We start from the raw sequence: 385 nt of genomic DNA, 5'->3' as shown, positions 1-385 counted from the left end.
GGCTATACCCGGCGGCCAATGCATATCAATACGATATTGAGCGTTAGTAAACTTCCATCTACCGCAACGTGCCGACGTAGCGGACCCTTGAACTATGCCCAGCAATTTGAGCGACTCCGAGACCGAGCAACGGCCAGCTGTCCCCGCCACCTCGGCCCCGCCGGCCCCGGCAGGAAAGGCCGACCTGCTCCCGGGACTGGCGCTCTGCGTCGTCGGCGCTCTGCTGGCAATGGGAATCGGACGGCTCCTGCCCACCGTGAGCCCCCTGCTCATCGCCATCGTCGGCGGTGCGGTGATGGCCAACCTCGTCAAGCTGCCCGCGCGACTTCGCCCGGGACTGACCTTCTCCTCCAAGCGACTGCTGCGCGTCGGCATCGCCCTGCTC

At 65.5% G+C, this 385-nt stretch carries 1 protein-coding gene; it reads left to right on the top strand.

Annotated features, from left to right (window positions below; all coding sequences use genetic code 11):
- Window positions 1-94 precede the first annotated feature (94 nt).
- Window positions 95-385 (top strand): putative sulfate exporter family transporter (locus AC1DYG_RS20530; RefSeq protein ID WP_477641676.1); only part of this gene is annotated, 291 nt, incomplete at its 3' end.

The sequence above is a fragment of the Pedococcus sp. P1_H8 genome, assembly GCF_056405175.1.
The sequence above is the reverse complement of the archived record's forward strand: the minus strand, read 5'-3'. Positions and strand labels throughout refer to the sequence as shown.